22 protein-coding genes are annotated in these 24,212 nt (G+C 62.3%); 18 read left to right on the plus strand and 4 right to left on the minus strand.

The features are described from left to right. Nucleotides 1-11 precede the first annotated feature (11 nt). From cydP to BLR63_RS03900, 5 genes are read left to right on the plus strand one after another with little or no spacing between them, the layout of a single operon-like run. A complete protein-coding gene (gene cydP / locus BLR63_RS31450; RefSeq protein WP_010565775.1) occupies nucleotides 12-188 on the plus strand; it encodes a cytochrome oxidase putative small subunit CydP in 177 nt (58 codons plus the stop codon). Then, complete coding sequence (locus BLR63_RS03885; protein WP_010565774.1) at nucleotides 185-1,756, plus strand: cytochrome ubiquinol oxidase subunit I; 1,572 nt, start codon at nucleotides 185-187, stop codon at nucleotides 1,754-1,756. The genes cydP and BLR63_RS03885 overlap by 4 nt, the downstream gene beginning before the upstream one ends. Next, nucleotides 1,749-2,885 (plus strand): cytochrome d ubiquinol oxidase subunit II, encoded by a 1,137-nt coding sequence (cydB, locus tag BLR63_RS03890; protein WP_010565773.1) that lies wholly within the window; start codon nucleotides 1,749-1,751, stop codon nucleotides 2,883-2,885. The genes BLR63_RS03885 and cydB overlap by 8 nt, the downstream gene beginning before the upstream one ends. A gap of 22 nt (nucleotides 2,886-2,907) precedes the next feature. After that, on the plus strand, nucleotides 2,908-3,030 hold the full coding sequence (gene cydX, locus BLR63_RS03895) for a cytochrome bd-I oxidase subunit CydX (protein ID WP_010565772.1): 123 nt from the start codon (nucleotides 2,908-2,910) through the stop codon (nucleotides 3,028-3,030). Next, the gene (locus tag BLR63_RS03900) at nucleotides 3,030-3,317 is read left to right on the plus strand and encodes a cyd operon YbgE family protein (protein ID WP_010565771.1); all 288 of its coding nucleotides are present in this window, start codon (nucleotides 3,030-3,032) and stop codon (nucleotides 3,315-3,317) included. Before cydX ends, BLR63_RS03900 begins: the two co-directional genes overlap by 1 nt. Before the next feature lie 102 nt (nucleotides 3,318-3,419). On the opposite strand, the gene BLR63_RS03905 is transcribed toward BLR63_RS03900, so the two are convergent. Together BLR63_RS03905 and bamA are read right to left on the minus strand one after the other, a co-directional pair. Then, nucleotides 3,420-4,241: an LPS biosynthesis protein gene (locus BLR63_RS03905; protein WP_010565770.1), complete on the minus strand. Its 822-nt coding sequence runs from the start codon at nucleotides 4,239-4,241 to the stop codon at nucleotides 3,420-3,422. A gap of 173 nt (nucleotides 4,242-4,414) precedes the next feature. Continuing rightward, nucleotides 4,415-6,781: an outer membrane protein assembly factor BamA gene (gene bamA / locus BLR63_RS03910; protein ID WP_010565769.1), complete on the minus strand. Its 2,367-nt coding sequence runs from the start codon at nucleotides 6,779-6,781 to the stop codon at nucleotides 4,415-4,417. Between the two features lie 187 nt (nucleotides 6,782-6,968). Between bamA and BLR63_RS03915 the strand changes: the two genes are divergently transcribed. The 13 genes from BLR63_RS03915 to BLR63_RS03975 all read left to right on the plus strand — a co-directional run bounded on the left by BLR63_RS03915 (nucleotide 6,969) and on the right by BLR63_RS03975 (nucleotide 22,419). After that, nucleotides 6,969-7,649, plus strand: a complete 681-nt coding sequence (locus BLR63_RS03915; RefSeq protein WP_010565768.1) for a response regulator transcription factor — start codon at nucleotides 6,969-6,971, stop codon at nucleotides 7,647-7,649. Then, nucleotides 7,646-8,929: a HAMP domain-containing sensor histidine kinase gene (locus tag BLR63_RS03920; protein WP_010565767.1), complete on the plus strand. Its 1,284-nt coding sequence runs from the start codon at nucleotides 7,646-7,648 to the stop codon at nucleotides 8,927-8,929. Before BLR63_RS03915 ends, BLR63_RS03920 begins: the two co-directional genes overlap by 4 nt. 57 nt (nucleotides 8,930-8,986) lie before the next feature. Next, nucleotides 8,987-9,439, plus strand: coding sequence for a hypothetical protein (locus BLR63_RS03925; protein ID WP_010565766.1), 453 nt, complete (start codon nucleotides 8,987-8,989; stop codon nucleotides 9,437-9,439). A 251-nt stretch (nucleotides 9,440-9,690) separates the two neighbouring features. Then, the gene (locus BLR63_RS03930) at nucleotides 9,691-10,359 is read left to right on the plus strand and encodes a GntR family transcriptional regulator (RefSeq protein WP_010565765.1); all 669 of its coding nucleotides are present in this window, start codon (nucleotides 9,691-9,693) and stop codon (nucleotides 10,357-10,359) included. Between the two features lie 64 nt (nucleotides 10,360-10,423). Further along, a complete protein-coding gene (locus tag BLR63_RS03935) occupies nucleotides 10,424-11,230 on the plus strand; it encodes an ABC transporter substrate-binding protein (protein ID WP_042947035.1) in 807 nt (268 codons plus the stop codon). A 12-nt stretch (nucleotides 11,231-11,242) separates the two neighbouring features. Continuing rightward, entirely contained in the window at nucleotides 11,243-12,019 is a 777-nt protein-coding gene (locus tag BLR63_RS03940) for an amino acid ABC transporter permease (RefSeq protein WP_010565763.1), read from the plus strand. A gap of 2 nt (nucleotides 12,020-12,021) precedes the next feature. Beyond that, complete coding sequence (locus tag BLR63_RS03945) at nucleotides 12,022-12,801, plus strand: amino acid ABC transporter ATP-binding protein (protein WP_010565762.1); 780 nt, start codon at nucleotides 12,022-12,024, stop codon at nucleotides 12,799-12,801. A 52-nt stretch (nucleotides 12,802-12,853) separates the two neighbouring features. Continuing rightward, complete coding sequence (locus BLR63_RS03950) at nucleotides 12,854-14,464, plus strand: gamma-glutamyltransferase family protein (RefSeq protein ID WP_010565761.1); 1,611 nt, start codon at nucleotides 12,854-12,856, stop codon at nucleotides 14,462-14,464. A 126-nt stretch (nucleotides 14,465-14,590) separates the two neighbouring features. Continuing rightward, entirely contained in the window at nucleotides 14,591-16,996 is a 2,406-nt protein-coding gene (locus BLR63_RS03955; protein WP_010565760.1) for a TonB-dependent receptor, read from the plus strand. A gap of 159 nt (nucleotides 16,997-17,155) precedes the next feature. Then, nucleotides 17,156-17,887: a response regulator transcription factor gene (locus BLR63_RS03960; protein WP_010565759.1), complete on the plus strand. Its 732-nt coding sequence runs from the start codon at nucleotides 17,156-17,158 to the stop codon at nucleotides 17,885-17,887. Next, nucleotides 17,887-19,230, plus strand: a complete 1,344-nt coding sequence (locus BLR63_RS03965) for a HAMP domain-containing sensor histidine kinase (RefSeq protein ID WP_042947034.1) — start codon at nucleotides 17,887-17,889, stop codon at nucleotides 19,228-19,230. Before BLR63_RS03960 ends, BLR63_RS03965 begins: the two co-directional genes overlap by 1 nt. 97 nt (nucleotides 19,231-19,327) lie before the next feature. After that, nucleotides 19,328-21,550 carry a TonB-dependent siderophore receptor gene (locus tag BLR63_RS03970; RefSeq protein WP_010565757.1) on the plus strand — a complete coding sequence of 741 codons (2,223 nt, stop codon included), beginning with the start codon at nucleotides 19,328-19,330 and terminating at the stop codon, nucleotides 21,548-21,550. Then, on the plus strand, nucleotides 21,550-22,419 hold the full coding sequence (locus BLR63_RS03975) for an alpha/beta hydrolase (protein ID WP_010565756.1): 870 nt from the start codon (nucleotides 21,550-21,552) through the stop codon (nucleotides 22,417-22,419). The genes BLR63_RS03970 and BLR63_RS03975 overlap by 1 nt, the downstream gene beginning before the upstream one ends. A 10-nt stretch (nucleotides 22,420-22,429) precedes the next feature. Here BLR63_RS03975 and BLR63_RS03980 read toward each other — a convergent pair whose 3' ends face one another. Further along, the gene (locus BLR63_RS03980; RefSeq protein ID WP_010565755.1) at nucleotides 22,430-22,825 is read right to left on the minus strand and encodes a Rid family hydrolase; all 396 of its coding nucleotides are present in this window, start codon (nucleotides 22,823-22,825) and stop codon (nucleotides 22,430-22,432) included. A gap of 8 nt (nucleotides 22,826-22,833) precedes the next feature. After that, nucleotides 22,834-24,183: an MFS transporter gene (locus BLR63_RS03985; RefSeq protein WP_010565754.1), complete on the minus strand. Its 1,350-nt coding sequence runs from the start codon at nucleotides 24,181-24,183 to the stop codon at nucleotides 22,834-22,836. Nucleotides 24,184-24,212 lie beyond the last annotated feature (29 nt).

The raw sequence follows: 24,212 nt of genomic DNA on the forward strand, positions 1-24,212 counted from the left end.
AACTACAAGGCATGACCATTTCCGACAAACGCCTACTACGCCAACTGATTACAGCGGTGCTGATCAAGCTCCTGCTGTTGAGTGTGCTGTGGTGGCTGTTCATCCGGGATTCGCACGTCAGTGTCGACCCGAACATCGTCGGCAACCGTTTCGGTGTACCCACCTCGACTCAAGGGGCAAGCAAGTGATATCAGAACAACTGGTGGATTTGTCACGGCTGCAGTTCGCAGCTACTGCGCTTTACCACTTTCTATTCGTACCGCTGACGGTTGGCATGGTCTGGCTGCTCGTCATCATGGAAAGCGTCTATGTGATGACCGGGAACGTCATCTGGAAAGACATGACGCGCTTCTGGGGCAAGTTATTCGGCATCAACTTCGCCTTGGGGGTGACAACCGGTATCACCATGGAATTCCAGTTCGGTACCAACTGGGCGTACTACTCCCACTATGTGGGCGACATCTTCGGTGCGCCACTGGCCATCGAGGGCTTGATGGCGTTCTTCCTCGAATCGACCATGATCGGTCTGTTCTTCTTTGGCTGGGATCGCCTGAAGAAAGAGCACCACTTGCTGGTCACGCTGCTGATGGCCATCGGTACCAACCTGTCGGCGCTGTGGATCCTGATCGCCAACGGCTGGATGCAGAACCCGGTGGGCTCGGAATTCAGCTACATCACCATGCGTATGGAGATGGTCGATTTCTGGGCGGTGGTGTTCAACCCGGTTGCCCAGGCCAAGTTTGTGCACACGGTGTCCGCCGGTTATGTCACCGGTTCGATGTTCGTGTTGTCGATTTCCAGCTGGTACCTGCTCAAGCGTCGTGATGTCGAGTTCGCCAAACGCAGCTTCCGGGTGGCGGCGGCGTTCGGCCTGGCGTCCGTGCTGAGCGTGATCGTACTGGGGGATGAATCGGGTTACACCGTGGGTGAGGCGCAGCAAACCAAGCTGGCGGCCATGGAAGCCATGTGGGAAACCAAGCCTGCGCCGGCGGGCCTGACCTTGCTGGCCAGCATCAACGAAGCCGAGTCCAAGAATAACTGGGAAGTCGATGTGCCCTGGGTGATGGGCTTGATCGGCACACGCTCGGTGAGCAAGCAGATTCCTGGTATTCACGACATCAAAGCGAAAAACCGCGCGCGCATCCTGCGCGGCATTACCGCCGTCAATGCGCTGGAAGCCCTGCGGGCCGATCGCAACGACAAGGCCGCGTTCGAGACTTTCGAAGCGTACAAGACAGACCTCGGTTTTGGCCTGCTGCTGAAAAAGTACGTTGAAGACGTCAACCAGGCCACGCCGGAGATCATCGACAAAGCGGTGAACGATACCGTACCCCACGTGACCCCGATGTTCTGGTCGTTCCGGGTCATGGTCGCGATGGGCTTCGCCATGCTCCTGCTGTTCGGCCTGGCTTTCTGGAGCACCTTGCAGTCGGCCTGCACACGCCGCCGCTGGCTGCTGCGTTGGGCCCTGTGCATGCTGCCCGCGCCTTGGCTGGCCTGTGAACTGGGTTGGTTCGTCGCTGAATATGGCCGTCAACCCTGGACCATCTACGGCGTGCTGCCCACTCACATGAGTGTTTCCACCCTTAGCGTCAATAACATCTATGGCTCGCTGGCAGGATTCGTCGCTTTCTACACCGTGCTGCTGGTGGTTGAAATGTTCCTGATGGTCAAGTTCGCCCGCCAAGGGCCGGGCAGCCTCGGAACCGGCCGTTATGCCCACGATGCCAACATGAAGGAACTCCACCATGTTTGATTACGTCACCCTGAAACTTATCTGGTGGGCACTGGTCGGCGTACTGCTGATCGGCTTCGCCATCATGGACGGCCACGACATGGGCGTTGGCACCTTGCTGCCCTTCGTCGGCCGCTCGGACGTGGAACGCCGCGTCGCGATCAACACCGTAGGGCCGCACTGGGACGGTAACCAGGTGTGGTTCATCACCGCGGGCGGGGCGTTGTTCGCCGCGTGGCCGGTGGTGTATGCCACTGCGTTCAGCGGGTTCTACTGGGCGATGATCCTGGTCCTGTGGGCGCTGTTCTTCCGCCCGGTGGGGTTTGACTATCGCAGCAAGATTCACAACGCCAAATGGCGCAGCACCTGGGACTGGGGCCTGTTCATCGGCGGCGCCGTGCCACCGCTGGTGTTCGGCATCGCGTTCGGCAACCTGCTGCAAGGCGTACCGTTTCACTTCAGTAACATGCTGGTATCGACATACACCGGGAGTTTCTGGCAACTGCTGAACCCCTTCGCGCTGCTGACCGGTGTGGTGAGCAGTGCAATGATCACCCTGCAAGGCGGTACCTACCTGGCGCACCGTACTGAAGGCGTGATCCAGGCCCGTGCCATCAAGGGCGGGGTCGGCGCGGCGCTGGTGCTGATGTGCACGTTTGTCATTGCCGGCGTGTGGTTGCAGTCGATCGACGGCTATCGCATTACCTCGGTGGTGGACATCGCCGGGCTGCCGGACATTCTCAACAAGACCGTGGTACGCGAAGCCGGGGCCTGGATGGCCAACTATGGCCATTATCCAGCGTTGTGGCTGCTGCCTGCGCTGGGCCTGGCGGGCGCCGCCGGTGCCGCATTGTTGATGCTGATGCGCCGCACACTCGCCGCGTTTGTCGCCTCGTCGCTGGCGGTGGTCGGGGTGATCAGCACCGCTGGTGTGTCGATGTTCCCGTTCGTCATGCCGTCGTCGACCGTACCGGCGGCAAGCCTGACCGTATGGGACAGCGTGGCCAGTCATCTGAGCCTGGCGATCATGTTCTGGGCCACGTTGATCTTCATGCCGCTGATCGTGATCTACACCTCGTGGGCCTATCGCGTCATGCGCGGCAAGGTCACCGTGGCGCACATCAAAGCCAACGAACACTCGGCCTACTAACGCCATTAGAGGAGCAAGGACTATGTGGTATTTCGCCTGGATGCTGGGAGTCGGTTTTGCGCTGCTGCTGGCGATATTGAATGCGATGTGGGGCGAGACCGAAGCCGGTCGCACCCAAAGCGATCGCGACGAGGCACAGCCGTGATGTCGCGTGTCGCTGACGACGCTCCGGCGTCCTCACGCCTTCACCCGCTGAGCCTGCTTATCGCGATTGCGATCATGCTCGTGTGTACGCTCTATCCGCCGCTGATGGCCTCCCCGGACGGGAAAGCCGATCACGGGCTGGCAACGGCGTTGTTCGTGGCGATGAGTGTGGCGTTTGTGCGCGGCGTGGGGTTCGTGCCGCGTGCGCGCATATGGCGCTGGCTGTTCTCGGGCTGGACCTGCTGTGCCGCGCTGGTACTGGCGGGCGTGTTGAAGTACCTGCTGTAAGTTCAGACGATTCCGGCGCCGCGCGGGCTTCTCTTCGGGGCGCCGGGATCGTCAAACCACATTGTTTTGGCTGGGGCTGCCGCGCGAAGCATCGCGCGATGCCTACCCTTGAATCAGCGCCTGTGCTTGCGCAAGCGTGACGCGCGGGATAACGCTCTCAGGAATTCTTGAACAGTCGGATAAGTTGTAGACCTTGAAGTCATCGCCGACGATTTTCTGCGACATCAGCTCTAACGACGGAAGTATGCGCGTGTAGTAGTGCTGATCGAGTCCGCAGGGGGAGTTGATTGACTCACGGTTCTCATAGAATCGTCCCGAGTTCTGGTTCAGGTCCACGCCCACCAGAAACACCTTGGAGAACCCGACGTGGTAGGCCAGCTGAATGGCCAGGTACGCCACTGTCCGGGCATCAAAAAAACCCTCGCGCATGTCTTTACTGAAACCAATGTTCGCTTTCCCGCACGCCAGCAAAGGGTTGGGGGTGACCAGCGACGTGTGGCGTCCCAATAGGGCGTCGAGCCAGGACGGTTTTTTCGCCTTGGACAGCCCATAGAGTTGCCCGCTGGGACAAAGATCCAAGTTACGCGCGTGGTCCTCCCACAGCGCGACGTTTTGACTGATCGTCATGGCCTGGTTGAATAAATGCGGCTGCTGTTCGGAAAAACTTCTATCCGAGCAGACATAAAAAAACGGTTTTACGTCGGTGTTCAAAAACATCGAAATAGCGCCGTTCATCGTGATCATCGGCACGTGCGCAAATTTTTCGATGGGAAACGATTTTGCCGACAGACCGGAAGCAAGAATAAAAACCGCGCCTGATGCGATATTCCGACAGCTACCGAAATCGTGCACGGTCAACTTGGGGTCATGCAGCGCCTGCTCAGCGTTCTCAACGTACTCGCCCTTGAAGGACATCTGTTTCATCTGACCTACTCGTGCAGCTAAATGAAAAGATATACACGGTAGCGGAGCCGAGGTCTTCATGGGAGTTTCTTTATAAAAAAGAATTCACAAACGGACGTCAGATAGTTACCGGTATGGTGTAGGAATCATTTCTGTTTGAGGGCGGCCCTCGGCGTCTTGACCGGCTGAAGCACTCAAAACGTCTGCCCCATGGAGAACTGGAATATCTGCTTTTCGGCATTCTCAGGCGTGCGAATCGGATAGGCCAGGTTGAAGCTCAACGGCCCCAGCGGGCTGTACCACGTCACCCCGACCCCCACCGAACTGGCCATCTGGCTCAGGTCCATACCGTCGCAGCCCTGGGTGGTGGTCAGGTAGCACTTGTCCGAATACACCGAGCCCATGTCCCAGAACACCGAGGTGCGTACGGATTTGTTGTCCTTGATGAACGGCACGGGGAACAGGTACTCCGCGCCGCCGGTAATCAGGATATTGCCGCCCAGTGCGTCGGTGCTCCGGTCCGAATAGTACGCCTGGCCTTCGCTGGCATATGCGCCGGTCGCCGGTGTGCTGCGTGGGCCGAGGGTGCCACTTTTAAACCCGCGCACCGTGCCTTCGCCGCCCGCCGTATAGCTTTCATAGAAGGGCAAGCCGTCCGTGGAGCCATAGCCATTGCCGTAACCGAGCTTGGTGTGCAGGCGCAGGGCCGTGTCGTTGCTGATCGGCAGGAAGGTTTGCCCGGTGTAGTCGATCTTGTAGAAGCTCAGGTCACTGCCGGGCACCGTCACCATCAGGTTGAGGTTTTGCGAATGCCCACGCGTTGCCAGTACACCTTTGTTCAGGGTCGATTCCGACCAGCCTGCGTTAGCCTTGAAGTTGGTGAACTCCTTGCCTTCGCGCTCGATGAAGTTGTAGATCTCGTCGGCGCTGTAGGTGCCCGGTTCGATGCTGTCGTGCTGCGCGGTGAGGCCGAAGGTCAGGCGCGAGGTCTCATTGATCGGGTAGCCGAAGGTGGTGCCCAGGCCAAAACTGTTGATGGCGTAATAGGACACGCCGTCATCGTAGTATTTGTTGTAGTCGGTCTTGCTGTAGAACGCGTTGTAACCCAGGCTCACGCCGTCGGTGGTGAAGTAGGGGTCGGTGAAACCGATGTTGTACTTGCTCTGGTAGGACGAACGGGTCAGCCCCAGGCTGGCGTAGTTACCGGTGCCGAGAAAGTTGTTCTGGGTAATCGAGCCGCCAAGGATCAGGCCTGAGCTCTGGGCGAAGCCGATGCTGGCGGTGATCGAGCCCGAGGCCTGCTCTTCCACGGCGTAGTTCACGTCCAGTTGGTCATCCAGCCCGGCCACCGCTGGGGTCTCGACGTTGACCTCCTTGAAGAACCCCAGGCGCTCCAGGCGCACCTTGGATTGGTCGATCAGGTAGGTCGACGCCCAGCCGCCCTCCATCTGGCGCATTTCACGACGCAGCACGTGGTCGGCGGTCTTGGTGTTGCCGCGGAAGTTGATGCGATTGACGTAAGCGCGCTTGCCGGGGTCGACGCTGAAGATGATCTCGACCGTGTGGTCGTCGTCATGCACCTGGGGCGTGCCGTTGACGTTGGCGAACGTATAGCCTTCGTTGCCCAGGCGACGGGTGATCAGCTCCGAGGTGGTGGTCATCAGTTTACGCGAAAACACCTGGCCCTTTTGCACCAGCAAGAGGGACTGCAGCTGGTCCTGGGGGACTTTCAGCTCGCCACTCAACTTGACGTCGCGCACCGTGTATTTCTGGCCTTCCTGGATGTTCACGGTGATGTAGACGTGTTTTTTGTCCGGGGTCATGGAGACCTGGGTCGAGGTGATATCCATGTTGATATAACCACGGTCCAGGTAATAGGAGCGCAGCCGTTCGAGGTCGCCGGAGAGTTTCTCCCGTGCGTATTTATCGTCGTTCTTGAAAAAAGACAGCCAGTTGCTGGTCTTGAGTGTGAATTGGTCGATCAAGGCGTCGTCGGGGAACACCGTATTGCCCACCACGTTGATGTGCTGGATCGACGCCACTTGGCCTTCATCGATCTTGATCTTCACACCCACCCGATTGCGCGGCTGGGCCACGACCTCGGTGTCGACCGACGCCGAGTAACGGCCTTGGGCAACGTACTGGCGCTGCAACTCGTTGCGCACGCCTTCAAGGGTTGCGCGCTGGAAAATCTCGCCTTCGGCCAGGCCCGATTGCTTCATGCCTTTCATCAAATCGTCGGTGGAGATCGCCTTGTTGCCCTCGAACTCGATGCTGGCAACCGAAGGCCGTTCGACAACATTGATAATCAGCACGTCGCCTTCGCGGCTCAACTGGATGTCCTGGAAGAACCCGGTCTTGAACAACGCGCGAGTGGAATCCACCAGGCGCCGGTCATCGGCTTCGTCGCCGACGTTCAGCGGCAATGCGCCGAACACACTGCCCGCCGAGACCCGTTGCAGGCCATTGATTCGAATATCCGAGATTTTGAAACCTTGGGCGAGTGCCAGTGAGGCATTGAGCAGCAGCGCAACCGAGCAGAGCAGGCGCGAAAAATTCATCAAGATCTTTTCCAGAACACATCGACAAGCAGCGCCGGCGCGCTTGGATCACTCGCCGACCGGTGAAGAGCCAGCATAAGAGCGCGCGGCGTTTGGTGCGGTTAACCGAATGTCAAGATAGGTAAAGGTTGGCGTGAAAACCGGCGACAAGCCTGATAATGCGCACCCCCTCACTGACGAGCCGACAATGATCTGCGTACTGTTGGTCGACGACGACCAGGAATTGACCGAAATGCTGAGCCAATACCTGGCGCGCGAAGGCTTCGAGGCCACGGCCGTGCACACGGGCGAGGAGGGCGAGGTCGAGGCGCTCTCGGGGCGCTACAGCATTGTGGTGCTGGACGTGATGCTGCCCCAGCGCTCGGGCATCGAGGTGTTGCGGCGCATCCGTGCGGTCAGCCAGGTGCCCGTGGTGCTGCTGACCGCCCGTGGCGACAACATCGACCGCATCACCGGCCTGGAACTGGGCGCCGACGATTACGTGCCCAAGCCCAGCTCTCCCGGCGAGTTGGTGGCCCGCCTGCGCGCGATCATGCGTCGGGTGCAGCCGGTGGGCCAGCCGACCGAGGTGATCAAGAGCGGCGCGCTGGTGTTGTGGCCCGGCAAGCGCCAGGCCCTGTGGAACGGTATCGAGTTGTGCGTGACCAGCACCGAATTCAGCCTGCTCGAAGCACTGGCCCGCAGCGCCGGCCAAGTGGTGAGCAAAAAGGATCTGTCCCTCAATGCCCTGGGCTGCCCACTCACCCGCTACGACCGGCGCATCGACGTGCACATCAGCAGCATCCGGCAAAAGCTGGGGCCGCGCCCGGACGCCAAGGCCTGGATCCAGAGCGTGCGCGGCCTCGGCTACCTGTTGATCGCCGAATGACCCGGCCCAGCCTGCTGTTCTGGAAACTGTTCCTGGCCTTCTGGCTGGCGACTACCTTGACGTTTCTCGTCGGGATCGGCGTGCTTGAGCTGAGCCGCTTTCGCCCCGGCGACCCCCATGTGGAAGCGATTCTGGCGGCGGAAACCGGGCTGCTGGAACAGTTCGGGGTCGACGCCGCAGGCCAGCTCCTCACGGTCTGGGAACGTCCGCCGGATGAAAACATCGGCATCTATGACAGCAACGGGCGCTTGATCGCGGGGGCGCCGGTTGCGCAGCCGGCCTATGAACGAGCGGTCACCAGCAAGGAGGGCCTGGCGCTTTCGATCAGGTCCACCCACGCCCCCGGCAACATCCCGGACAGGCCCTGGCACCAGATCCCGCTGCTGATCGGCACGCTGATGAGCGCTCTGTTCAGCGGCTACATGGCGTACTACCTGGCCTGGCCCCTGGCTCATCTGCGCCGGGCCATGAGCGATGTGGCCCAGGGGCGTTTCGAAACCCGGGTCAAGCCCGCCATGGGCAAGCGCCGCGATGAAATCGTCGACCTGGCCGAAGACTGCGACCGCATGGCCAATCAGCTCAAGGTACTGGTGCAGGCCCAGCAGCATCTGCTGCACGACATTTCCCATGAACTGCGCTCGCCGCTGACACGCATGCAAGCGGCTATCGGCCTGTTGCGCCAGGACGCCGCGCGCCTGGAAATGCTCGAACGCATCGAGCATGAATCCGAACGCATGGACACCCTGATTGAAGCGCTGCTGACCCTCGCCCGCCTGCAAGGCCGCCCCGAAAGCATCGAGCGCGAGCCCGTGGACATCAGCGAGTTGCTGGCGATGATTGTCGAAGACGCGCAGTTCGAGGCCGGGATCAAAGGCTGTCGCGTGCACTTGCAACCGTGTCCGCCATTTATCGCATGTGTCAGCGGCGAGTTGCTCTACCGCTGCTTCGAGAATGTGATTCGCAATGCCGTGCGCTACACCCGAGCGGACACCATGGTGTGGGTGTCGGCGCATATCAGCACGGATGGGAACCGCCTCACGGTGCGCATCACCGACCACGGGCCGGGCGTCGACGATGACCGTTTGCACAGCATTTTCGAGCCGTTCGAGCGGGGCGCGGGGGATGCCTGTGTCGGCTTCGGCCTGGGCCTGGCTATCGCCGCACGGGCCGTGCAGATGCACGGCGGCACCATCGCGGCCCGCAACGAAGCGGGCGGCGGGCTGACCGTGGAGATCAACCTGCACAGCGCACGATCTTTACACGACATTACATTGGCTTGACCGCCCTGTACGTCGCCGCTCATTAGACTCATCGCCATTGATTGAGTGGAGGTGGCGATGTTTCAGGTGCATAAAAAGGGCTTTGTGCCCGGCAGGAAAATGGTCGATGGCCTGGTGCCTTATGACTTCTTTTGTGAAGACAGCCCGGCGATCAATCTCTTTGTGTTCACCGGCGCCGCCACGCCGGACGCCACGGTCGAGGAGCAGACGCTGTGGGGCTTCACCCGGCTGGAGCGGTTCGAGGCGATGACCGGTGCACTGGTGAGTAACAAGCGGCACGCCGGCTGGTTTCAAAGCGTCAACGTGCTGACCGGGCCCAACCAGAACGGCACGCAAAGCGTGAAATTCCAGCGTGTGCTGAAAATCATCAAGCACGCCAGCGCCACGCGCAAAGCCGACTACGAGATCCTCACCGACGAAGGCGACATCTACTTCACCCGGCAGACCGTTGCGGCGGACAGTGCGCAAACGGTCATCTATTCGGCTGAGTCATCCCCTCGGAGCGTGTGATTGTTTCCAGAACCTGGCGGGCGCAAAGCTCGCCTGTTCATGCGCCATTGCGCGTTACTGCTGCCCACCTATGGGGCGGGTTGAGCCATTTGGTAGCACATTCCTCCGTCCTCCCTTCCGTCGCCTACCGACATGTCCTGACCGAATTCATCTGAATCAATCACTTGGCACTGCGCTCCAGGAGTTGGCACGCATCCTGCTTTTTTTGCATCCGTGGATAATTGGATACAAAAATTCAAAAGGTGCCGCCGATGCAATTTGCCCGCGCTTACGTTGACCGTCAGCCGCTGACCGCCGAGGAAGAGGCTTATAACTTCCTGTTGGAAGCCATTTGTCGTGGCCGCTACCGCAAGGGCGATCGGCTGATCGCCGAAGACATCGCCAGTGAGATCGGCATGAGCCGCATGCCGGTGCGCGAGGCATTCCGGCGCCTGGATGCCCAGGGCCTGGTGACCCTGCGGCCCAATCGCGGTGCGGTTGTCAGTGGCCTGGATATCGACGAACTGCACGAGGTGTTCGAGATGCGCAGCGCCCTCGAAGGCCTGGCGGTGCGTGTGGCGGTCGGTCGTACCGGTGAGCGCCAGCTCGCGGCGCTGGAACGCCTGCTGGATGAAATGGACGACTATCGCGACGAGGGCGCCGCATGGGTCGGCCGGCACCGTGCGTTCCATGAATACCTGTGCAGCCTCAGCGGTCGGCCGCGCTTGATGAAGCAGATTTCGGCGCTGTACTCGCTGGTCGAGGCGCCCATGCGCCTGTGGTTGCAGCACGGCGAAAAACCCCTCAGCGCACGCCAGGAACACGCGGTGATCCTCGACGCGATTCGCGCCGGTGATGCTGCGCGCGCCGAAGCCGTGGTGCGTGAACACATCGAAGGCACGGTGCCGGCGCTGATCCAATTCCTGCAAAACGAACAATAAAAAAGCTGTCGTGTTTTGACGTTGATTCCTGCCGCCGTTATTCAACGAATTGGAGTGTCTGGTCATGCATAAACGCCGCGCCTTGCTGATGGCTGTCTCCCTCGGCCTCTGTACTCAATGGGCATGTGCTGCGCCCCAGGTACCGGAGCGCTTGCAGAAAGTCGATAGGCTCACGTACTGCTCGGGGATGGATTCACCGCCCCTGGTGTCCTTCGACGAAGCCCAGAAACCGCGCGGGCTCACCGTCGACCTGGGCCTGGAAATCGCCAAGCGCCTGGGCGACAAACAGGTGCAATGGCGGGTGATTCCGTTCTCCGGTTTAGTGCCGGCATTGCTCGCCCAGCAATGCGACATGATCGTCGACCAGTTGTTCGACAAGCCCGAGCGGCGCCAGGTGATCGACATCGTCAACTACATGTATTCCAGCCAGTCGGTGGTGGTGCCCAAGGGCAACCCCAAGGGCATCAAGGCGCTGGATGACCTGTCCGGGCACAAGGTCGCGGTGCTCAACGGCTCCACCATCAAGACCCTGCTGGACGCGCAAAACGACAGCCTGACCAAAGCCGGCAAGCCACCGATGAAACTGGTGGTCTACAACACCGACACCGACGCCTTCCAGGCCCTGCGCATCAGCCAGGTCGACGCCTACGGCACCACCGTGGAAACCGCCGGTTACTACGCAGCGATGGCCCCCGAGCTATTCCAGGAAGGCGTGCCAGCATTCAGCCGCATCCTCACCGGCCTTGGCATGCGCAAGGACGACCCGCAACTCACCGCCGCCGTGCAGCAGATCATCAGCGACATGCGCAGTGACGGCAGCTACGTGCGGTTGCTGGACAAATGGCATGTCAGCAGCGACACACTCGACTGAGGCAAACCGGCGATGAATTTCAATTGGGATGTGTTCTGGCAGTACCTGCTGCAGCCCAGTGGGGTGTACCTCACCGGGTTGTGGTTGACCTGCGTGATCAGTGTGTTGGCGATGCTGCTCGGCTGTGTGCTGGGGCTGGCGGCGGCGCTGCTGCGCTTGTCGAAGAACCCACTGTTGCACCTGCCGGTACGTTTTTATGTGTGGCTGATGCGCGGCACGCCGCTGCTGGTGCAGATCGTGTTTTTGTACACCGCGCTGGCGGCGGGCGGGATTTTCCGCTTCGAGGATATCGAGCTGTTCGGCCTGATCGTGCCCGGCAATGTCCAGGCGGCGATCATTGCCCTGGGCCTCAATGAAGGCGCGTACATGGCCGAGATCATCCGCGCCGGCATCGGTGCGGTGGACAAGGGCCAATATGAAGCCGGGCGTTGTCTGGGCATGGGCTTTGCCAAATTGATGCGGCGCATCGTGCTGCCCCAGGCGTTCCGGGTGATCGTGCCGGCCCTGGGCAACGAGTTCAACGTGATGCTCAAGAACACCACCCTGGTCAGTGTGATTGGTGTGCAGGAGTTGCTGCTCAGTACCCAGATGATCACCTCGGCAACCTTCCGCGTCTTTGAGCTGTACCTGGTAGTGGCCCTGTACTTCCTGACGCTGACCACCCTGTGGGGCTTTTTCCAGCGCTGGCTGGAGAAGCGCTTCAGCCAATCCGACCGGCCTGACACACCACCACCGGCCGCCAGCCGCATGTTCGGGCGCAGCACCCTGAAACTGCTGAGGGGACGTTAACCATGGCGCACCAAAGTGAAGAACTGATCATCGAAGCGCTGGACATCCACAAGTCGTTCGGCCACCTGCAGATTCTCAAGGGCATTTCCCTGCAAGTGCGACGCGGCGAAGTGGTGGTGCTGATCGGCGCCTCCGGTTCCGGCAAGACCACGTTCATCCGCTGCATCAACCTGCTCGAAGACATCCAGGGTGGACGCATTCGCGTCAATGGCCGCGCCATGGGCTATCGCGAACGCCGCGACGGCAGCCTGGTGCGCGATTCGGAGCGCAACATCGCCCGGCAGCGCCGTGACATCGGCATGGTGTTCCAGCGCTTCAACCTGTTCCCCCATATGACGGCCCTGGAAAACATCATCGAAGCACCGATCCACGTGCTCGGCACCCCGCGTGCCGAGGCATTGGAGCAGGCCCGTGGTTTGCTCGCGCGGGTCGGCCTGGCGGACAAGGCCAGCCATTACCCGTCGATGCTCTCTGGCGGCCAGCAACAACGGGTGGCGATTGCCCGCGCCCTGGCGATGAAGCCCCAGGCCATGCTGTTCGACGAACCCACCAGCGCCCTCGACCCGGAAACCGTCGGCGAAGTGCTGCAGGTAATGAAGGAACTGGCCGAGGAGGGCATGACCATGGTGGTGGTCACCCATGAAATGGGCTTTGCCCGTGAAGTGGCCGACCGCGTGGTGGTGCTCGACCAGGGCGAACTCATCGAGCAAGGCCCGCCGGAACAGATATTCAGCCACCCCAGCCACCCGCGTACCCGGGCCTTTCTCAGCCGCGTGTTATGACCCTGGAATGGAACCGGATCGGATCCGGCCAATAAATCGAAGAGTCTTTGTCATGTTGAAATTTTCTGCTCACGAGTACCCCTATCCGTCGCAACGCCAGACTGTGTTTGCCCGGCGCGGCATGGTCGCCGCGTCCCAGCCCCTGGCCGCTCAAGCCGGTATCGAGATCATGCAAAAGGGCGGCAACGCGATCGACGCGGCCATTGCCACGGCGGCGGCCTTGACGGTAGTGGAGCCCACCGGCTGCGGCCTGGGCGGCGATGCGTTTGCCTTGGTCTGGTGCAAGGGCCGGTTGCACGGTCTCAACGGCAACGGTCACGCGCCGGCCGCCTTGAGCATCGAGGCGGTCAAGGCGGCGGGGCATGACCGGATGCCGCTGTACGGCTGGACCCCGGTCACCGTACCCGGCTGCCCTTCGGCCTGGGCCGAGCTGTCGCAACGCTTCGGCAAGCTGCCGTTTGCCGAACTGCTGCAACCGGCCATCAGCCTGGCGCGGGAAGGGTTCCCGGTGTCGCCGGTGGTCGCCCATCAATGGCAGATTGCACTGAACGAATTCAGCCCCCATCGCGACGCGGTCCTGGACGCCTGGTTCGAGACCTTCCTGATCGACGGATGCGCGCCCCAGGCGGGGCAGATTTTCCGCAACCCGGCCCAGGCCCGAACCCTGGAAGAGCTCGCCGCGACCCGCTGCGAAAGCCTGTATCGCGGGGCCCTGGCCGAACGCCTGGATGCGCATTCCCAGGCCGGCGGCGGCTACCTGCGCGCCAGCGACCTCAAGGATTACCGCGCACAGTGGGTGGAGCCGATCCACATCAACTATCGCGGCGTCGATGTCTGGGAAATTCCCCCCAGCGGCCAGGGCCTGGTGGCACTGATGGCGCTGAAGATCCTCGAAGGTTTCAGCTTCGATTACCGCGACAGCCAGCAAACCTGGCATCGCCAACTCGAAGCGATGAAGCTCGCCTACAGCGATGGCTTGCATTACATCACCGACCCCCAGCGCATGCGCGTGGCGGTGGCCGACCTGCTGAGCGACGACTACAGCACCCGCCGCCGCAACCAGATCGGCGAGCAGGCACAGGCGCCCAAGCCCGGCGACCCTCACGCCAGCGGCACGGTGTACCTGGCTACGGCGGACGCCGAAGGCAATATGGTCTCGTTCATCCAGAGCAATTACCACGGCTTCGGTTCCGGCGTGGTACTGCCCGACAGCGGCATCGCCCTGCAGAATCGCGGGCAGGAATTCAGCCTCGACCCGAGCCACGCCAACTGCCTCGCGCCGGGCAAGAAAACCTTCCACACCATCATCCCCGGCTTTCTGACACAAAACGGTGAAGCCCTCGGGCCGTTCGGCGTGATGGGCGGGTACATGCAGCCCCAGGGCCATGTGCAGATGGTGATGAACCTGGTGGACTTCGGCCTCAACCCCCAGGCCGCCCTGGATGCGCCGCGCTGGCAATGGCTGGGCGACATGAAGGTGGGGATTGAGCAGGGCGCCTCACGGGACCTGGCCAATGGGTTGGCGCGCCGTGGCCACAAGGTGCAGATCGACAGCGACCTTACCGACTACGGGCGCGGGCAGATCATCCTGCGCGACCCGGTCAGCGGCGTGCTGTGCGCGGGCACCGAGCCGCGGGCGGACTCGCATATCGCGGTGTGGTAAAGCCCGTGGCCTGCGCATCGGGAGGCGGTGGATAGCCGTTGCGGAAAATAGTTTGACGAAGCCTGTCCCTTTTTTTCACCTCGCCTGTCATTCCAGGCAAGTGAACAAAATCGAGAGCTTCTTCCCATGTCCGCAGTCCCCGCCTTGCGCTTGCGCCCGCTGCTCAAACTGAGCCTGTTGCTGAGCCTCAGTGCCAGCCCGCTGTTCGTGCCCGTCAGCTATGCCGAAGACACCGCCAGCCGCCGCAGCTACCAGGTGCCCGCCGGCAGCCTGAGTGCGGCGTTGACCCGTTTCGCCGGGTTGTCGGGGGTCAACCTGTCGGTGGACCCGGCGCTGGTCAGCGGTCGCACCAGCAGCGGGTTGTCCGGTGAGTATGGGGTCGAGGAGGGCTTTGCCCGCCTGCTGCAAGGCTCGGGCCTGCAACTGCAAGCCATGGGGGAGCAGGCGTACATGCTGGTGCCGGTGCCCGAGGGCAGCCACCTGGAATTGGCGCCGACGTCGATCCTCGGCACCACCGGCCTGTACGACGGCGATACCTACGCCGGTGGCCAGGTGGCGCGGCGTGGCTCCCAAGGCTTGCTGGGCACCCGGGACTTCATGGAAACGCCGTTCAGCATGACCACCTACACCCAGGACACGGTGAAAAACCAGCAGGCCCGCACCCTCGGCGACCTGATTGCCAACGACCCGTCTGTGCGCGCCACCAACCCGGCGGGCGGGCGCTTCGAGCAGTTCACCATTCGCGGTTTCAGCCTGTTCAACAGTGATGTGGCCTACAACGGCCTGTACGGTGTACTGCCGACTTACACCATCGACATGGAAATGGCCGACCGCGTCGACATCTTCAAAGGCCCCACCCAGTTGATCAACGGCATCTCGCCACGGGGCAGCGTGGGTGGCGGGATCAACGTGGTGCCCAAGCGTGCCACCGACAAGGACATCACCTCGTTCACCGGCTCCTGGGCCTCCGACAGCCAGGCCGGCGGCGCGGTGGATGTGGGCCGGCGCTTTGGCGAAGACAACCAGTTCGGCCTGCGCTTCAACGGCGTGAAGCAGTCCGGCGATACCGAATGGGATCACCAGAGCGTCGACCGTGAGATGGCCGTGCTGGGCCTGGATTTCCGTGGCGAGCGCCTGCGCCTGTCCACCGATATCGGCCACACCGAGCGCGACACCGATGCCCCCCAGGAGCGCGTGCAGGTGGCCGCCGCCGCGCCGGTGCCGAGCGCCAACGCTGTGCGCCGCAACTATGCGCAGTCCTGGAGCAAGGCCAGCACCAACGACACGTTCGGCACGGTGAATGCCGAATACGACCTGAGCGATGCGGTGATGCTCTACGGCGGCGTCGGCGCGCGTAAAAGCAACCATGACTTCCTGCGCCATGCCGTGTCCGTGGCCGATGCCGCGGGTAATTTCACCGTGCAGCCGCGGTATTTCACCCGCGACGAAAATGTGCGCACCGCCACGGGCGGGGTGCGCAACTGGTTCCACACCGGGCCTGTGAGCCATGAGGTCAACCTGGCGGCCAGCTACTTCTACATGGACTTCACCAACGGCGGCGCGCGGTATGCAACGGCGCAGAGCAACCTCTACAACCCAGTGCAAACGCCGACGCCGTCCACCGCCACGCGCCAGGATGCGAAGGTGTATACCGAAAACGCCTTCAGCGGCCTGGCGTTATCCGACACCCTGGGCTTCTTCGACGACCGCCTGCTGCTGACCCTCGGCGCGCGCTGGCAGCGTGTGAAAGTGGACGACTGGACCAACGACGTCAAAGGCAAGACCGGCTACGACGAAGAAAAGGTCTCACCCTCCGGCGGCCTGCTGTTCAAGGCCACCGACAAACTGTCGCTGTACGCCAACTACATGGAAGGCCTGAGCCAGGGCAAGATCGCGCCGTCGACTTCGCGCAACGAAAATCAGATCTTCCCGCCATTCATCAGCCGCCAGGTGGAAGTGGGCGCCAAATACGACGCCGGGGCTGTCGCGCTGACGGCGGCGGTGTTCCGCATCAGGCAACCGGCCTATGAAACCAATGCCACCACGCGGCTGTTCGGCCCCAACGGCAAGCGCCAGAACCAAGGGCTGGAGCTGAGCGTATTCGGCGAACCGCTCAAGGGCGTGCGTTTGCTCGGCGGGGTGATGTACACCGACAGCGAACTGACCGACACCACCAATGGCACCTACGACGGCAACCGCGCGCCGGCCACGCCCAAGTACAACGTCAACCTCGGCGCCGAATGGGACGTCCCGGGGTTGGAAGGCCTGACCTTGAGCAGCCGTGGCCTGTACTCCAGCTCGCAATACCTGGACGCCTCCAACGTCAAGCAGATCGACGCCTGGACCCGTCTCGACGTGGGCGCGCGCTATGGGTTCAAGGTGGACGACAAACGCATCACCCTGCGGGCCAATGTGGAGAACGTCGCCGATAGACGCTACTGGAGTTCGGCGGGCGCATCGGACGACAGTGAGCCGGGGCTGACCTTGTCGACACCGCGCACTTATCTGCTGTCGGCGACGATCGACTTCTGACACGGTTTCTTTGAGCAGGCTTGTTGTGGAGACGGGACTTGTTGTGGCGAGCAGCCATGCCCGATGAATGCAACAAGCCGGCTCCAAAGGGGGCGCGGTAAACGTTGCACAGGGGAGGTTGTTGCGAATTATTACGGCGGATGAGAAACTGGCGTAATTGTGAATAATTATCATCTTCCCCAGATCCCTTCTGCACCTGCGCGCATCCTGATCATCGAGGATGACGTCGAGCTGTGCACGCACCTGAGCAATCATCTGAGCCGGCGCGGCTTCGCGTTGAACAGTACCCATCGCGGCGATCAGGGCCTGGACCTGGCCCTGCATTCGCCGGTGGAGCTGATCCTGCTGGACATCATGCTGCCCCACCACAGTGGCCTGAATATCCTCGCGCGCCTGCGCCATGAGCGGGGGACGCCGGTGATCCTGATGTCGGCCCTGGGCGCCGAGCAGGACCGTATCACCGGTTTCAGCCAGGGCGCCGATGACTACTTGCCCAAGCCGTTCAGCCTGGCGGAACTCGATGTGCGCATCGACGCCTTGCTGCGCCGTGTAGCGATCGATTGCGGCACCCGCACGCCGCCGGCCGCTGGTCGCCGTTCGACGCTGGATTTCGACACAGATGCGCGGGACGTTAGCTTCAACGGCCGCGCCGCCGGGCTGACTTCTTCGGAATTGCGCCTGCTGTACACGCTCCACGAGCACCGGGGCGAGGCGCTGAGCAAGGCCTTCCTCTACCAGCATGTGCTGCATCGGCCCTACACCCGGCTGGATCGCGGCCTGGATGTGCATGTATGCAACCTGCGGCGCAAGCTGGCGGCCATCGAGGTGCAGGGTGTGCGCATCGACGCGGTGCGTCATCAGGGCTATGTGCTGATGTGTGAAAGCGCCTGATGCGGTGTCGTCATCCGCTGCTGTGGAAAATGGCCATGCTGCATGTGTGCGCCTGTCTGCTGCTGGTGTGGCTGGTGTGGAACTGGGGCTTGCGGGTGGAGCGCAACACCTACTTTCTGGACCCGTCCGACCGGGTCGCCCTGGCTGCCTATGCCGCCGAGGCCGAGCAGGTCGCGGCCCGTGGCGATGCGCAGGCGGTAGAGCGCTGGCGGCTGGCGTTGCAGCAGCGTGAACGCACCTGGGTCGCGGTGTTGGATGAGCGTCTGCAGAGCCTGGGCACGTCGCCGCTCAGCGCTTCGCAGATCAGCCATCTCACCTTCATGCGCAAGCTCAGTTGGCCGATGAGCAAACGCCTGGAGGATGAACTGCCGTATGTGAGCATCGCCTTTCCCCAACACCCGGAACGCGGGCGGCTGGTGATGCAATTGCCGGAACGCCTGTTGCCGCCGGGGCTTACACCGTGGACCCATGTGTTGACCCACGGCGTGGTGCCGGTGCTGCTGGCGCTGGGGCTGGGATTGGTGCTGTATCGCCATCTGGTGCAGCCGCTGAACGAACTGCGCGAGCGCGCCAACACCCTGAGCGCCGGCGACCTGGCGCCCCTGGCCAGCAGCCGCGTCACGCGCCGCCCGGATGAGCTGGGCGAGCTGGCCCGCGCCTACGAGCACATGGCCGAGCGCCTGCGCCAGAGCCTCGATCAGCAACGCCAGTTGCTGCGCACCTTGTCCCATGAAATCCGCACGCCCCTGGCGCGCTTGAAGATCGCCAGCGAAAGCGGCCTGCCACCCGATCAGTTGGAACAACGCCTGGCGCGCGAGGTGGAGGACATGCGCCAACTGGTGGACGACGCCCTCAACCTGGCCTGGCTCGACACCGAAAAACCACGCCTGCCGGCCGAAACGGTGGTGGTGGCCTCGGTGTGGGAAGCCCTGGTGCAAGATGCGTATTTCGAAACCGGTTGGCCGCTGGAGGCGCTGGTCTGCGAGCTGGACAGCACCTGCCAGTTGCGCGTGCACCTCAACAGCTTTGCCCAGGCCCTGGAAAACGTCCTGCGCAATGCCATCCGCCACTCGCCGGTACACGGCGTGGTGCGCTTGAGAGGCCGGCGCGACGGCGACAGTTGGTGCCTGGTCGTCGAAGACCAGGGGGCGGGCGTGGCCGAGGCCGATCTGGAGCGCATCTTCGAGCCTTACCTGCGGCTGGACGGCACCCAGGGCAGCGGTTTCGGCCTGGGCCTGAGCATCGCCCGGCGCGCCATCGAACTGCAGGGCGGCGAGTTATGGGCCAGCCGTGGCGCCCAGGGCCTGCGCATGAACCTGCGCCTGCCGGCGGCAAATGTTTAGAAAGTTAATGTTCTTTACTCGCAATTGCATCTGATTATCATCGGCGATCTTTGATGGCCTGCCGCTATCGGTCGGGCTGACGTTTGGAGATCCCCGCATGTTCCGCTTATCCCTGCTTGCCGTGAGTATTTGCAGCCTGCTGCCCGTCAGCAGTTTCGCCGCCGAGGTCGACGCGCCCGCGCCGCTGGAATTGCCGACCCAGACCGTGTTGGGCACCGCACAGGAAGAGATCAAGCAGATGCCCGGTGTGTCGATCATCACCGCCGACGACATCAAGAAGCGCCCGCCGGCCAACGACCTGTCGGAGATCATCCGCACCATGCCCGGCGTCAACCTCACCGGTAACTCCAGCAGCGGCCAGCGCGGCAACAATCGCCAGATCGACATCCGTGGCATGGGCCCGGAAAACACCTTGATCCTGGTCGACGGCAAACCCGTCAGCAGCCGCAACTCGGTGCGCTACGGCTGGCGCGGTGAACGTGACAGCCGTGGCGACAGCAACTGGGTGCCGGCCGATCAGGTCGAGCGCATCGAAGTCATCCGTGGCCCGGCGGCGGCGCGTTATGGCAACGGTGCGGCGGGCGGCGTGGTGAATATCATCACCAAGCAACCGGGCAGCGAAACCCACGGTTCGGCGACGATCTACCACAACTTCGCCCAGCACAAAGCCGAAGGCGAGACCGAACGCATGAACTTCGGCCTCAACGGCCCGCTCACCGACACCCTCAGTTACCGCGTGTACGGCAACATCGCCAAGACCAACGCCGACGACGCCGACATCAACAGCGGCCACGAATCCACCCGCACTGGCAACCAGGTCGGCACTTTGCCGGCCGGGCGCGAAGGCGTGCGCAACAAGGACGTCAACGGCTTGCTGAGCTGGAAGATGACCCCCGAGCAAACCCTCGACCTGGAGGCCGGCTTCAGCCGCCAGGGCAACATCTATACCGGCGACACCCAGAACACCAACAGCAACGCCAACGTCAAGAGCATGCTCGGCCATGAGACCAACATCCTCTACCGTGAAAACTTCGCGCTGACCCATCGCGGCGAATGGGATTTCGGCAGCAGCCTGGCCTACCTGCAATACGAAAAGACCCGCAACAGCCGCATCAACGAGGGGCTGGCGGGCGGCACCGAAGGCATCTTTTCCAGCACCGACTTCTACACCACCGTGCTGCGCGACCTCACCGCCCACGGCGAGGTCAGCCTGCCGCTGCATGCCGGTGTCGACCAAGTGCTGACCCTGGGCACCGAGTGGGTCGAATCCAAGCTCGATGACCCCAGCGCCAACACCCAGACCACCACCGCGGGCGGCAGCGTCGCCGGCCTGACGAGCACCAACCGCAGCAGCACGTCGTCGGCGCGGATCTTTTCGGTCTTTGCCGAAGACAACATCGAACTGTTCCCCGGCACGCGCCTGACCCCGGGCCTGCGTCTGGACCACCACGATATCGTCGGCGACAACTGGAGCCCGTCGCTCAACGTGTCCCAGGTGCTCACCGACACCCTGACCCTCAAGGCCGGCATCGCCCGCTCGTACAAGGCGCCGAACCTCTACCAGCTCAACCCCAACTACCTGCTGTACAGCAACGGTCAGGGTTGCTATGGCTCGACCAAAAGCTGTTACCTGCAAGGCAACGCCGACCTCGAGGCCGAAACCAGCGTCAACAAGGAACTGGGCATCGAGTACCGCCAGGACGGTGTGGTCGCCGGCCTGACGTACTTTCGCAACGACTACAAGAACAAGATCGAGTCCGGCCTGACCCCGGTCGGCACGGCATCCGGCGGCACCGGCACCACCGCCAATGCCAACGTGTTCCAGTGGGAAAACGTGCCCAAGGCGCTGGTCGAAGGGCTTGAAGGCAACCTCACGTTACCGTTGGCCGAGTCGCTGACCTGGACCAACAACTTCACCTACATGCTGCAATCGAAAAACAAACAGACCGGCGATGTGCTCTCGGTCACGCCCAAGTACACGCTCAATTCCATGCTCGACTGGCAAGCCACCCAGGACCTGTCCCTGCAGGCCAGCGTCGCCTGGTACGGCAAGCAGACACCGAAAAAATACGACTACCACGGCTACCGCGTGACCGGCACCAGCAACCAGCAGTTGTCGCCGTATGCCATCGCCGGCGTCAGCGGCACCTACGCGCTGACCAAGCACCTGAGCCTCACCGCCGGCGTGGATAACGTCTTCGACAAACGCCTGTGGCGCGAAGGCAATGCCCAGGGCGTGACCAACATCGAAGGCGCGGGCGCGGCCACCTACAACCAGTCCGGCCGCACCCTGTACACCAGCCTGACGGCGTCGTTCTGATGGGCCGCGCACTCTGGCTCGCGTTGTTGTTCACCTCATGGGTGCAGGCCCAGCCGGCCCCCGATCAAGTGATGGAGGCGTCGGTGCTGCGCGAGGCCAGCGACTACCAGTTCAGCACCCTGGAACTGGACTCCGTCGATGGCACCCGGCACTACCGCCTCTGGCTCGGTCGCCCGCTCAAGGTCACCGCCGCCAACCCGGTCGCTTATCTGCTCGATGGCAACGCGGCCATGGCGGCGCTGGATACCGCGCTGCTCAACCGCTTGTCCCACAGCGCTACCCCACCGGTGCTGGTGGCGGTGGGCTACGCCACGCCGCTGCGCATTGACCGCAAAGCGCGCACCTTCGACTACACGCCAAAGGTGGGCGAGGGCGCCCAGCGCGATCCGCTGACCGACCTGCCCAGCGGCGGCGCGGAGGCATTCCTGGATCTGCTCACGCAGCAGATCCGCCCACTGATCAACCAGCGCCTTGAGGTACAACCCAAGCGCCAGGTGTTGTGGGGGCATTCCTATGGCGGATTGCTGGTGCTGTACACACTGATGACCCGCCCGGATGCCTTCGACGAATACGCCGCCGCCAGCCCGTCGCTGTGGTGGAACAACGGCGTGATCCACCCCGAGGGCCTGGCGCAACGCCTGAACGGCCAGCGACCGACGTTGCTGTTGATGCGTGGAGACGAGGAGCCGGCAAGCCCGGCCCTGGGCCGTCACCCCAAAGGCGCTCAGGATGGCGCGCTGAAAAACCTGCTGGCGGCACTGCGCCAGGTGCCGGGTTTGACGGTGCAATACCAGGCGTTCGCGGGGTTGGGGCATGGGCCGATGTTGCCGGCGTCGTTGGGTTTTACGCTGGAGCACATCGGCCAATGACCATTGGCGCCTAGAGGTCAGCCGCGATGGCATAAGTCTCTATTTCAACTTTCTGCCAAGGTCGCAGCATCGAGTCCACCTGGATCAGGCTGCTGGCCGGACGGATGCCATCGAACACCTCGCTGTGGGCCTTGGCGACCAGCGGCGCATCGTTGATATCGCGCAGATACACCACCGTGCGCACCACATCCTGCGTACTCATGCCGGCATCGGCCAGTACCTTGTTGACAGTGACCAGAATTGCCTGGGCCTGCTCGAAGGCGTTGCTGTGTTCATAGTCGGGCGAGGCGCACGTGCCGGAGATGTGCAAGTGATTGCCGACGCGCACCGCACGGGAGTAACCGAACACCGATTCATACTGGCCGCCCGAGGAAAAGTTTTGTCGCGTTACGGTTTGGCTGGTCATGGTCATTCTCATGTTGGGAGGGGTTTACCGGTGGAGTCCTTGACGAACAGGATCGAAATCAGGCCCACCACAGCGCCGGCGATCAGGTACCAGGCCGGGATCATCGGGTTGCCGGTGGCGGAAATCAGCCAGGTATTGATCAGCGGCGCAGTACCGCCAAACAACGACACGGCCACGTTGTAACTCAGGGCCAGGGCGCTGTAGCGCACCCGTGCACGGAACAGCGAGGTCATGGTCGCCGGCATCGCACCTTCGAAGAACAACTGGGCCAGGGTCAGGATCAACAGCGCGGCGAGCAGGAATGCCACGTTCCCGGTGCGCAGCAGCATGAAGCAGGGGAACGCCATGACGATCAGCAAGAGGCAGCCGCTGATGATCATCCGGTTGCGCCCCAGCCGGTCGGCGAGCAAACCGGAGACCGGGATCAGCACCAGCATGAACAGCGTGGCGGTCATGCCCAGGCCCATGGCAAAGGCGTTGCTGTACCCCAGCACGTTTTCCAGGTAGCCGGGGATGTAACCCAGGATGATGTAGTAGGTGACGTTGAACACTGTCACCAGGCCCATGCACTGCAAAACCTGCGGCCATTCACTGACCAGCATTTTGAACAGGCCTTGCTTGGGGGCTGTGGTCTTTTGCTGTTTTTCCTGCTCCTGGATTTCCTTGAACACCGGGGTCTCTTCCAGGCCCAGGCGCAGGTACAGCGCGATCAGGCCGAGCAGGCCGCCTATCGCGAACGGCACCCGCCAGCCCCACTCCTGCATGGCCTGCTCGCCCAGGCCAAGGGTGAACAAGCTCACCACGGCACCGCCGAGCAAGAAACCGGAAATATTGCCGAACTCCAGCCAACTGGTAAAAAAGCTGCGGCGTTTATCTGGTGAGTGTTCGGCGATAAACGTGCAGGAACCACCGTACTCGCCACCGGTGGAGAGGCCTTGCAACAGGCGCATAAGGACCAGCAGCAGTGGTGCGAACACGCCAATGCTGGCGTAGCTGGGGATCAAGGCGATTGCGAAAGTCGCCACGGCCATCAGGGTAATGCTCAGGGAGAGCGCGGTGCGGCGACCGCATTTGTCACCGATGGGCCCGAAGACCAGGCTGCCCAGGGGGCGTATCAGGAAACCTGCGGCAAAGGTGGCGTAGATCGCCATCAGTTGTGCGGTGGGGTCGTCATCGTGGAAGAACGTTCGGCCGATAATGCCGGCCATCGATGAGTAGAGCGCAAAGTCGAACCACTCGACCATATTGCCCAGCGTCACGCCGACCACCGCCTTGCTCAAGCGTTTGGACGAGAGTTCCGCCGGCGCACGCGCGGTGGATGAATCAGGATGAATCGAGGAAGGGTAAACTTCGCCCATGATATTGCCCTCTGGAATAATTGTAGTGA

Origin of the sequence: Pseudomonas extremaustralis (genome assembly GCF_900102035.1) — a bacterium.
GTDB classification, from domain to species: Bacteria; Pseudomonadota; Gammaproteobacteria; order Pseudomonadales; family Pseudomonadaceae; genus Aquipseudomonas; species Aquipseudomonas extremaustralis.

Bases quoted from the DNA above. Each gene is read 5' to 3' on its own strand.
- cydP (WP_010565775.1), top strand. From the start codon at position 12: ATGACCATTTCCGACAAACGCCTACTACGCCAACTGATTACAGCGGTG.
- cydB (WP_010565773.1), top strand. From the start codon at position 1,749: ATGTTTGATTACGTCACCCTGAAACTTATCTGGTGGGCACTGGTCGGC.
- cydX (WP_010565772.1), top strand. From the start codon at position 2,908: ATGTGGTATTTCGCCTGGATGCTGGGAGTCGGTTTTGCGCTGCTGCTG.
- BLR63_RS03900 (WP_010565771.1), top strand. From the start codon at position 3,030: ATGTCGCGTGTCGCTGACGACGCTCCGGCGTCCTCACGCCTTCACCCG.
- BLR63_RS03905 (WP_010565770.1), bottom strand. From the start codon at position 4,241: ATGAAACAGATGTCCTTCAAGGGCGAGTACGTTGAGAACGCTGAGCAG.
- bamA (WP_010565769.1), bottom strand. From the start codon at position 6,781: ATGAATTTTTCGCGCCTGCTCTGCTCGGTTGCGCTGCTGCTCAATGCC.
- BLR63_RS03915 (WP_010565768.1), top strand. From the start codon at position 6,969: ATGATCTGCGTACTGTTGGTCGACGACGACCAGGAATTGACCGAAATG.
- BLR63_RS03920 (WP_010565767.1), top strand. From the start codon at position 7,646: ATGACCCGGCCCAGCCTGCTGTTCTGGAAACTGTTCCTGGCCTTCTGG.
- BLR63_RS03925 (WP_010565766.1), top strand. From the start codon at position 8,987: ATGTTTCAGGTGCATAAAAAGGGCTTTGTGCCCGGCAGGAAAATGGTC.
- BLR63_RS03930 (WP_010565765.1), top strand. From the start codon at position 9,691: ATGCAATTTGCCCGCGCTTACGTTGACCGTCAGCCGCTGACCGCCGAG.
- BLR63_RS03935 (WP_042947035.1), top strand. From the start codon at position 10,424: ATGCATAAACGCCGCGCCTTGCTGATGGCTGTCTCCCTCGGCCTCTGT.
- BLR63_RS03940 (WP_010565763.1), top strand. From the start codon at position 11,243: ATGAATTTCAATTGGGATGTGTTCTGGCAGTACCTGCTGCAGCCCAGT.
- BLR63_RS03945 (WP_010565762.1), top strand. From the start codon at position 12,022: ATGGCGCACCAAAGTGAAGAACTGATCATCGAAGCGCTGGACATCCAC.
- BLR63_RS03950 (WP_010565761.1), top strand. From the start codon at position 12,854: ATGTTGAAATTTTCTGCTCACGAGTACCCCTATCCGTCGCAACGCCAG.
- BLR63_RS03955 (WP_010565760.1), top strand. From the start codon at position 14,591: ATGTCCGCAGTCCCCGCCTTGCGCTTGCGCCCGCTGCTCAAACTGAGC.
- BLR63_RS03965 (WP_042947034.1), top strand. From the start codon at position 17,887: ATGCGGTGTCGTCATCCGCTGCTGTGGAAAATGGCCATGCTGCATGTG.
- BLR63_RS03970 (WP_010565757.1), top strand. From the start codon at position 19,328: ATGTTCCGCTTATCCCTGCTTGCCGTGAGTATTTGCAGCCTGCTGCCC.
- BLR63_RS03975 (WP_010565756.1), top strand. From the start codon at position 21,550: ATGGGCCGCGCACTCTGGCTCGCGTTGTTGTTCACCTCATGGGTGCAG.
- BLR63_RS03980 (WP_010565755.1), bottom strand. From the start codon at position 22,825: ATGACCAGCCAAACCGTAACGCGACAAAACTTTTCCTCGGGCGGCCAG.
- BLR63_RS03985 (WP_010565754.1), bottom strand. From the start codon at position 24,183: ATGGGCGAAGTTTACCCTTCCTCGATTCATCCTGATTCATCCACCGCG.